This window comes from Luteimonas sp. 8-5 (assembly GCF_029763755.1).
In the GTDB taxonomy this organism is placed as follows: domain Bacteria; phylum Pseudomonadota; class Gammaproteobacteria; order Xanthomonadales; family Xanthomonadaceae; genus Cognatiluteimonas.
The window spans coordinates 1-9,210 of the sequence record NZ_JARUVM010000135.1; the positions used below are offsets into that span (position 1 = coordinate 1).

The following is a 9,210-nucleotide window of genomic DNA, read 5'->3' on the forward strand; positions in this document are numbered from 1 at the left end:
CATCGACGTCGACGCGCTGCTGCGACTGCATGCGCTGAAGACCGGCGCGCTGCTGCGCGCATCGGTGCGCATGGGCGCGATAGCCGCCGGCGTCGACGTTGGCACGCGCGCGCAGCTCGACCGCTTCGCCGAGGCGCTCGGCCTGGCGTTCCAGGTGCGCGACGACCTGCTCGACATCGAGGGCGACAGCGCCGTCCTGGGCAAGACTGCCGGCAAGGACCTGGCCCAGGACAAGGCAACGTTCCCCGCGCTGCTCGGCATCGAGGCCTCGCGCGCGCGGCTGGACGCGCTGCGCGCGGAGATGGGGGAAGCACTGGCGCCGTTCGGGGAACGCGCGGCGGACCTGGCGACATTGGGGCGGCAGGCGATCGACCGCGATCACTGATCCACGCCTGGGGAGGCGGACATGGGCAAGGGCTTGCACGAGCGGCTGTGGGCACGGGTGGAAGCCACGATGGCCTGGCTGGGCCATACCTTCATCACCCGCTGGGGCGCATTCGAGCGCGGATACCGGCGCCCGTACGCGCGCATGGCGAGGCGCCTGCGCTTCAACTGGTATCCGGTGCTGGCCCTGCTCGCGCTGGCGTGGCTGGCCTGGGACTGGCACCACGACCGCAGCCTGGCATCGGCGGAAAACGCGATCTTCGACCAGGTCATCACCATGCGCCCGTTCGAACCGGAACCTTCCGGCAAGGTCGCGGTGGTGGAGATCGACGACTGCTCCATCGAGTACTACCGGGAGCAAGGCCTGGGCGGCTGGCCGTGGAGCCGGCAGCGCCACGCCGACCTGCTCGACGCGCTGGATCGCGCCGGCGTGCACGCGGCCGGTTACGACGTGCAGTTCATCGAGCCGTCCACCGTCGACCCGATGGGCGACGCGATCCTGGAAGCGATGGCCGAAGGCGGCGCGGGCCGCTTCATCTTCGGGTCGACCCTGCCGCCGCAGTCGTTCGCCGGCACGGACAACCAGCTGCCGATCTCGCAGGCGCCCGGCGCATTCGCGATCGTGCCCGAACCCGAACGCCCGGGGCCGGGCATCGTCCTGTTGTGGCCGTACGGCGAATCGATGGCGCGTTACAGCGCCCTGCTCGACGCCGACCGCGACGACGACGGCCTGATGCGCGACGTCACCCTGCGCCGCGAGTACGGCGACTGGGCCCTGCCTTCGATCTCGCTGGCGCTGGCGGCGCAGGCCAGTGGACGCCCGCCGGCGTCATTCCCGGCATCGGTGCGCATCAACTGGCGCACCGAGCACAAGATGCCCTACGTCAGCGCCGTCGACCTGATCGAAGGTGCGCCCATCTGCGACGTGGCCGGCACGCCGCCGGACCTCGACGGCGCGGTGGTGATGGTCGGCTACACCGCCGCGGGCCTCAACGACGCCAAGCCGACGCCGGTGGACGCGGCGATGCCAGGCGTGCAGGTCCATGCCGAGGCGATCGAAGCGCTGCTGATGGACAGCGGCATTTGGATGCCGCCGCCGATGTTCAAGTACCTGCTGGCCGGCCTGCTGGTGGCGCTCACCGGCTTCGTGTTCTGGCGCGGCGAACCGTCGTGGGACATGGACGCGATCTTCGTCGCGGGCAACCTGTTGCTGGTGGCGCTCGCGTTCATCGGCCTGACCGCGTTCGGCGTGTTCTTCGACATCTTCGCCGCACTCGGCTTCAGCAGCCTGGTGTTCGGCCTGTGTCGCAGCTACGCCGCCACCCAGCGCGGCTACTCGATCGGCAACGACGACTACCGCCCGCAGTTCGATCCCGACACCGACCGCTGGCTGGCGCTGGCGCGGCTGCGCTTCGTACCGGACGAAGGCCTGGACGAGGCCATTCTCGGCCGGCGCATCCGCGAATACCGGCGGCGGCTGCGCGGCTTCGTCTACACCCACAGCAGCGCGGTGGTGATCGAGGGCATCGTCGAATACAAGCACTGGCTCTACGAATCCCTGCTCGACGTCAACGTGCTGATCTGGAGCGGCCAGGACAAGGCCGACGTCGCCGAACGCGCCCAGGCCGAATTGCGCGCACTGCGCGAGCACCTGGCCGGACACGACGACATCCTCCCCGACGACGGCAGCGTGCGCGTGGCCAGCCTGGTCAGCGAGGCCGTCGGCGACGACGAGTCGCTGTCCGATACCCGCGCCCGCGTGTGCAGCGTGCTCGGCCGCCTGCTGGCGACGCCGGCGATCGCCGAACGGCCGTTGTCGGACCATGATGCCTTCGCCGGCGACGAGGAAGACTGATGCGAAGATGAATAGGCCCCCGAAAGGTGGCCTCCCATCGCCCGACACTGCGTTTCCTACACGATGTCCTGACCGCTCCAGGAGCATGAACAATGAAGCCGATCCCGCACGCGTCCCGTCTCCGCCACCTGGTCCTCGTGCCCGCCTGCGCACTGGCGCTGCTGGCCATGCCGGCACTCGCCGAAACGATGGCGGCGCTGGTGCACAAGTCCAAGGTCGAGGTGCACGCCGCCCCGGACTTCAAGTCGCCCTCGGTGGCCACCCTGGAACGCAACGCGGAACTGCAGGTCGCCGGCCAGCAGGGCCTGTGGTTCAAGGTGACGACGGCCGACGGCAAGGAAGGCTTCGTGCGCGTCAACGACGTGCGCATGGCCTATGCGGGCAAGGAAGGCGGCGATGCCAACGTGCGTGCGCTGTTCACCGGCAAGGCCGGCAAGGGCCGGGTGACCGAGACGGCGGGCGTGCGCGGCCTGGACGAAAGCAACCTGCAGTCGGCGAACCTGGACCAGGACCAGCTGGCGAAGCTGGAGGCCAACCGCGCGACGCCGGAAGAGGCGGAGGCCGCCGCGCGCAGCCACGGGTGGGTGGCGATGGAAGTGGCCTACCCGAAGGAGCTTCCGAAGCAGGAGGAAAAGAAGGGGGCTGCGACCCAGAAGGCCAAGCGCACGGGCCTGGGCTTTGCGCGCGGGCTGCTCTCGCTCACCGGGCACGGTTCGGCGCTGGGCGATTCGGCGCTGAACGTCGCCGACAAGGCCGTGGGCAAGTCCGAGGAAGAGATTGCCGCCGAGGAAGCCGCGCTCGGGCCGGAAATCGCCGGCCGCATCCTGGGCGCGGCGCCGCTGTGGGACGACCAGGCGGCCCAGCAGCGGGTGAACCTGATCGGCCGCTGGGTGGCCTCGCACACCACCCGCCCGGACCTGCCGTGGACCTTCGGCGTCATCGATTCGCCGGAGATCAACGCCTTCGCCGCGCCCGGCGGATACGTGCTGATCACCCGCGGCATGTACGAACTGCTGGTCGACGATGCCGAAGTGGCTGCCGTGCTCGGCCACGAGATCAGCCACGTGGTCCAGCGCGACCATTACCACGTGATCCACAAGCAGGGCATCACCCAGGCCGGCACTGAACTGGTCGCCAGCCAGGTCAACGTCGGCGGCGGCCTGGCCGGCGCGTTCGCCAAGGACTACGCGACGAAGTTCGGCGCCAAGGTCATGGTCACCAGCCTCGACCGCGAAGCCGAGTTCCGCTCCGACGAAGCGTCCGAAGTCTACCTGGCGCGCTCGGGCTTCAACCCGCTGGCGCTGTACGCGGTGCTGCAGAAGATGACGGCGTTCGGCACGCAGTCGGCGTCGCTGGCGCAGCTGTACAAGACCCACCCACCGCTGGACGACCGGCTCGACCGGATCGACACCGCCAGCGCGCCGGGGATGAAGGCCTACGCGGAACGCAACTGAGCCGGGCGACCGGCCCCTGCGGTTTCAGAACAGGCGCAGCGTGAACGGATAGCGGTACGGCTGTCCGTTCCACGCGCGCGAAGCGGCGACCAGGCTGCAGACCAGCCACATCAGCGCCACCGCGCAGATCACCAGCGCCAGCACCAGGCCGGCCGGCACGGTCAGGATCGCGCCCAGGCCCAGGGTCAGGACCGTGGCGCCGACCAGCACGAACGCGATGACGGTCGCGATCGCGGCGTACAGGAACATGCTGAAGTTGAAATTGAAGGCTTCGCGCGCGTGCGCCGCCACGAAAGGCGACGCATCGCGCTTGACCAGCCAGACGATTCCCGCGCCGAGCATGCCGGCCACGCCGGCCACCCAGCTCGTGCACAAGGCCAGCAACAGCGCCACCACGTGGGCAACCGCTGCCCACTGGCGTTCGCCCGGCGAAGGAATCGCCGTCGACATTACTTCACCAGCCGCAGGGTGAACGGATAGCGGTAGCGCTCGCCTCCGTTGGCCTTGATGCCGGCGATGATGGTGAACACCAGCCAGGCCAACCCGACCAGGATCATCAGCGGGCCAGTCAGCAGGATGCCGATGCCCAGCGTGAGCAGGGTCAGCACGAACAGCACGAAGAAGATGATGGCCACGGTGATGTTGAAGTTCAGCGCTTCCTTGGCCTGGTCGTCGACGAAGGACATGGTCTCCTTCTTCATCAGCCAGATCACCAGCGGGCCGATGAAGCAACCGATGCTGCCGGCCCAACCCGCGGTGACGATGCCGCCGACCAGCGCGGACAGGTGCGCGAACATCGCCCACTGGCGCTCTTCGGCCGGGATGCCGCTTTCGGCGTCTACGGGCGCCGGATTGATATCGTTCATTGTGTCGCTTCCCTCCCTTTGGGCGCCCCTCCGGCGCCAGCGGCCAATGTCGGTGGACTGGCCCGTGGCGTCAAGGGCCACGCATTCAGCCCGCGGCCCCGGCCACCGTCATCCGGCCGACCAGGATCGGCCCGGTGCGGACATGCGATCTCGGGTCGATTTCGCTGCCTACGGCCTCGATCGCACGGAACATGGACCTCAGGTTGCCGGCGATGGTAATCCCGTCGACCGGGTACGCCAGCGCCCCCTCCTCGACCATGAAGCCGGCGGCGCCGCGCGAATAGTCGCCAGTAACGGCGTTGACGCCCTGCCCCATCAGTTCGGTGACGAGCAGGCCACGGCCCATGCCGCGCAACATGTCGGCGAGGCTGCCGGCGTTGGCGGCCACTTCCAGGTTGTGCACGCCGCCGGCATTGGCGGTGGTCTGCAGGCCGAGCTTGCGTGCCGAATAACTGCCCAGCACGTAGCGCTGCAGCACGCCGTCGCGCACCAGCGGCGCTTCGCGCGTGGCCACGCCGTCGGCGTCGAAGGCGGCCGAATTCAGGCCGCGCGCGAGGAACGGCAGTTCGTCGATGGCGAACCAGTCCGGGAACAGCTGGGTGCCTGCGCTGTCGAGCAGGAAGCTCGCCTTGCGGTACAACGCGCCGCCCGACACTGCGCCGAGCAGGTGGCCGACGAGCGAACGGGCCGCTTCGGCGGAGAACAGCACGGGCATCGCGCCGGTGGCCACCGAACGCGGCTGCAGGCGGGCAACCGTGCGTTCGGCGGCCTTGCGCCCGACCGCAGCCGCGCTTTCCAGGCCGTCCCGTGCGACCGCCGTGGTGTACCAGCCGTCGCGCTGCATGTCGTCGCCCTGGCCGGCGATCAGCGCGCAGCCGATGGTGTGGCGGGTGCCGCGTTCGCGGCCGACGAAGCCATGCGAGTTGGCGTACACGCCCAGTGACGTGCTGCTGCCCACCGAGGCGCCGTCGGAGTTGCTGATGCGTGCGTCGTCGCGCCCTGCCTGCTCGCAGGCCAGCGCCAGTTCGATGGCGCGTGCGGCGTCGATGTCCCAGGGATGCCAGCCGTCGAAGTCCGGGAAGCGGCCATCCGCGCCAGGCCTGGCCATCAGTTCCGCGTCGGCCAGGCCCGCGGCCGGATCCTCCTCGGTGTGCCGCGCGATCGCGCAGGCCTGCTCCACCGTGGCTTCCAGGCTTTCGTCGCGCAGGTCGGCGGTACTGGCGCTGCCCTTGCGCCTGCCGAAATAGACGGTGACGGCGATGCCGCGGTCGCGGGTGGACTCGATCGTTTCCACTTCGCCCATGCGCACGTCCACGCTGAGCCCGTGTTCCTCGCTGCAGCTGACCTCGGCCTGGCTGGCGCCGCGCTGGCGGCAGCGCTCCAGCAGCTGCCCGGCGATGGCCTCGAGCCGGTCGAGGCGGTCGCGGCCGCCATCGGGGGCCGGATGTTGCGGATCGCTCATGGATTATCCTGTGGCTATGAGAGGACGCGACGAAGACACCGGGCAATTCCTGTCGCCCAGCCGCAGCGAACAGCGGCGGGCGGCACTGGACGTGCTGGCGCTGGGCGAACGGCTGGCCGCGTTGACCCCGACGCAGCTGGCGAAGCTGCCGGTGCCCGAAGCGCTGTTGCCGCACATCGCCGAGACCCGGCGCATCACCGCGCACGTCGCGCGCAAGCGCCAGGTCGCGTTCCTGGCCAAGCAGATGCGGCGCGAGGACGATGAGGTGCTCGATGCGATCCGCGACGCGCTCGACGCCGGCGGCGAGGCCGCGCGGCGCGAGACCGCGCTGATGCATCGCGCCGAAGCGTGGCGCGAGCGCCTGCTGGCCGAAGGCGACGAGGCGCTCACCGAATTCCTGGCGGCGCGCCCGGCGTCGGATCGCCAGCGCCTGAGGCAACTGGTGCGTAGCACGCTGGAAGAACGCGCGAGGAATAAGCCGCCGCGGGCGTTCCGGGAGCTGTTCCGGGAGGTGCGCGAGGCGCTTGAAGCAGGGGAATAGGGAATGAAGGGAATAAGGGGAATGGTGGGCGTGACGCTGCCCATTCCCCTCATTCCCTTCATTCCCTTCATTCCCGTGCTCACGACGCCGCCGTCCCGCCCACCACGATCTCGCTGACCAGCAGCGACGGCTGGCCCACGCCCACGGGCACGCTCTGCCCGGCCTTGCCGCACACGCCCACGCCTTCGTCCAGCGCCAGGTCGTTGCCGACCATGCGCACCTTCTGCATGGTTTCCGGGCCGTTGCCGATCAGGGTGGCGCCCTTCACCGGCGCGGTGATCCTGCCGTCTTCGATCAGGTAGGCCTCGGTCGCCGAGAACACGTACTTGCCGCTGGTGATGTCGACCTGGCCGCCGCCGAAATTGACTGCGTACAGGCCGCGCTTCACCGCGCGGATCATTTCCTGCGGATCGTGGGTGCCCGCGCGCATGTAGGTGTTGGTCATGCGCGGCATCGGCAGGTGGGCGAAGGATTCGCGGCGTCCGTTGCCGGTTGGCGCCACGCCCATCAGCCGCGCGTTGAGCGTGTCCTGCATGTAGCCGACGAGCACGCCGTCCTCGATCAGGGTCGTGCAATTGGTCGGCGTGCCTTCGTCGTCGATGTTGAGCGAGCCGCGGCGCCCGTCGAGGGTGCCGTCGTCGACGATGGTCACGCCCGGCGCGGCCACGCGCTGGCCGATGCGGCCGGCATAGGTGGACGTGCCCTTGCGGTTGAAGTCGCCTTCCAGGCCATGGCCGACCGCTTCGTGCAGGAGCACGCCGGGCCAGCCCGGGCCGAGCACCACGGGCATCGCGCCGGCCGGCGCGTCCACCGCTTCGAGGTTCACCAGCGCCTGGCGCAGCGCTTCTCGCGCGAACTTCTCCGGCTTGCCGTCGGCGAACAGCTGGTCGTAGCCGTAACGCCCGCCGCCGCCGGCGAAACCGGATTCGCGGCGCCCGTCCTGTTCGACGATCACCTGCACGTTGATCCGCACCAGCGGGCGCACGTCGGCGGCGAGCACGCCGTCGCTGCGCGCGACCAGCACGGTGTCGACGCCGCCGGTGAGGCTGGCCACGACCTGGCGCACGCGCGGATCGGCGGCGCGCAGCAAGCGGTCCAGCGCACGCAGGGCCTCGACCTTGTCCTCGTTGCCGAGGCCGTCGACCGGGTCCACGGCGGGATACAGGCTCGCCGATGCCAGCGCGCGTCCATCGCCGCGCACGAGTGCGCGCGGCGGCAGTTCGCGTCCGTCGCGGGCGATGGCGCGCGCGGATCTCGCCGCGTCGGCCAGCGCCACCGCATCGATGTCGTCGGAATAGGCGAAGCCGGTCTTCTCTCCGGAAATCGCGCGCACGCCCACGCCCTGCTCGATCGAATGCGCGCCGTCCTTGACGATGCCATCCTCCACCGTCCAGCTTTCGCGGCGCGCGTGCTGGAAATACAGGTCGCCGAAATCGATTCCGGGCCCGAGCAGCGTACCGAACGCGCGGTCCAGCCCGCCCGTGTCGAGCCCGGCGGGCAGCAAAAGGCGGGTTTCGGCAATCTGTAGCGGCAGGGACATGCGTTTTTCCACGGCGGCGACTGGAACAGATGTGCGGGCGATGACGGCCTGGATCAACCCTGTGCGGGATCCGGCGGCGGCGCAGGCTGGGGCGGTTGCGGTTGCACCGGCGGGCCGCGGTCGATGACGTCGACCTTCGGCTCCTTCCACGGGCCGGTGACCTTGTAGGTGCGCGCGGCCATTTCGCCCAGTGGCTTGCGCAACACGACATTGGCGGCGGCACCGATCGCGGCGCCGACCGGCCCGCCGGCGATCGCGCCGACCGCGGTGAGCAGGTTGCCGGTGCGCGGCACCACTTCGATGGTCTGGTCGAAGGCCTGCGCGCGCAGGTCGGCGGTGCCGCGGATGGCGATCTCCGCGGCAGGACCGGCGATCACCAGACCCTGGGTCGACGCCTTCGCGTCGCCGATCCTGACCTCGCCCGCGAGGGTGTCGAACGCGAAGCCCTTGTCGAAGAAGTCGCGGAAATCCAGGGTCAGGCGCCGCGGCAGCTGGGCGATGCTGAGCAGGCCGAGCACGCGCCCGGCACCGGGCTCGATCTCCACCAGCTGGCCATCGCGCACGTCCAGCGACAGCGTGCCGTCCAGGGTCAGCGGCGAGAAGTCCGCCGGGGCGCCGGGCCATGCCGCATCGAGCACCAGCTTGCCTTCGCCCTGGTCGAGCTGGCCGCCGTAACCGAGTCCGGAGAACAGCGCACCGAAATCGTCGCTTTCGGTGCTGGCGTGCAGGCGGGTGCGCGCCGCCTCGCCCTGCCCCAGCCAGTCGCCGGCGATGTCGACGCGCTGGCGCGGCGTTTCGGCATGCAGCTCGGTGATGCGCATGCCGGCCGGCACCGGTCGCGTGCGCAGCCGCGCGGCGCCGAGCACGGCGGCGCCGACCTGCAGTCGGCCGATGTCGAACGACAGCGGCGGCACGCCTGCCGGATCGGTGGCGGCGGGCTTGTCCTCGGGCCTTGCCGACGCCATCGCCTTCGCACCGGCATCGGGCGGCGGCATCGGCCAGCTGACGTGGTCGAAACTGCCGGCGACGGTGGCGCCGGCCGCGTCTGGGATGCGCACGTTGCCGGCGATGGCATCGCCTTGCAGGCGCAACTGCAGCGCCTGGCCTT

At 70.1% G+C, this 9,210-nt stretch carries 9 protein-coding genes; 4 read left to right on the top strand and 5 right to left on the bottom strand.

The window, feature by feature from the left end; all coding sequences use genetic code 11:
* The 3 genes from QAA18_RS11835 to QAA18_RS11845 all read left to right on the top strand — a co-directional run.
* Positions 1-385: polyprenyl synthetase family protein (locus tag QAA18_RS11835; protein WP_279413183.1), on the top strand; the 385-nt coding region annotated here is incomplete at its 5' end.
* A 21-nt stretch (positions 386-406) separates the two neighbouring features.
* The gene (locus QAA18_RS11840) at positions 407-2,239 is read left to right on the top strand and encodes a CHASE2 domain-containing protein (RefSeq protein ID WP_279413184.1); all 1,833 of its coding nucleotides are present in this window, start codon (positions 407-409) and stop codon (positions 2,237-2,239) included.
* A 92-nt stretch (positions 2,240-2,331) separates the two neighbouring features.
* The gene (locus QAA18_RS11845; protein WP_279413185.1) at positions 2,332-3,693 is read left to right on the top strand and encodes a M48 family metalloprotease; all 1,362 of its coding nucleotides are present in this window, start codon (positions 2,332-2,334) and stop codon (positions 3,691-3,693) included.
* A 24-nt stretch (positions 3,694-3,717) separates the two neighbouring features.
* Here QAA18_RS11845 and QAA18_RS11850 read toward each other — a convergent pair whose 3' ends face one another.
* The 3 genes from QAA18_RS11850 to pmbA form a co-directional block, all read right to left on the bottom strand.
* On the bottom strand, positions 3,718-4,143 hold the full coding sequence (locus QAA18_RS11850; protein ID WP_279413186.1) for a DUF4870 domain-containing protein: 426 nt from the start codon (positions 4,141-4,143) through the stop codon (positions 3,718-3,720).
* Positions 4,143-4,559, bottom strand: a complete 417-nt coding sequence (locus QAA18_RS11855; RefSeq protein ID WP_279413187.1) for a DUF4870 domain-containing protein — start codon at positions 4,557-4,559, stop codon at positions 4,143-4,145. The genes QAA18_RS11850 and QAA18_RS11855 overlap by 1 nt, the downstream gene beginning before the upstream one ends.
* An 85-nt stretch (positions 4,560-4,644) precedes the next feature.
* Entirely contained in the window at positions 4,645-6,021 is a 1,377-nt protein-coding gene (gene pmbA, locus QAA18_RS11860; RefSeq protein WP_279413188.1) for a metalloprotease PmbA, read from the bottom strand.
* A 16-nt stretch (positions 6,022-6,037) separates the two neighbouring features.
* Here pmbA and yjgA point away from each other — a divergent pair, with 16 nt between their 5' ends.
* The gene (yjgA, locus tag QAA18_RS11865) at positions 6,038-6,562 is read left to right on the top strand and encodes a ribosome biogenesis factor YjgA (RefSeq protein WP_279413189.1); all 525 of its coding nucleotides are present in this window, start codon (positions 6,038-6,040) and stop codon (positions 6,560-6,562) included.
* A 79-nt stretch (positions 6,563-6,641) separates the two neighbouring features.
* On the opposite strand, the gene tldD is transcribed toward yjgA, so the two are convergent.
* Both tldD and QAA18_RS11875 read right to left on the bottom strand, forming a co-directional pair.
* A complete protein-coding gene (tldD, locus tag QAA18_RS11870) occupies positions 6,642-8,102 on the bottom strand; it encodes a metalloprotease TldD (protein ID WP_279413190.1) in 1,461 nt (486 codons plus the stop codon).
* A 53-nt stretch (positions 8,103-8,155) separates the two neighbouring features.
* The coding region (locus QAA18_RS11875; RefSeq protein ID WP_279413191.1) for an AsmA-like C-terminal region-containing protein at positions 8,156-9,210 on the bottom strand (1,055 nt) is incomplete at its 5' end.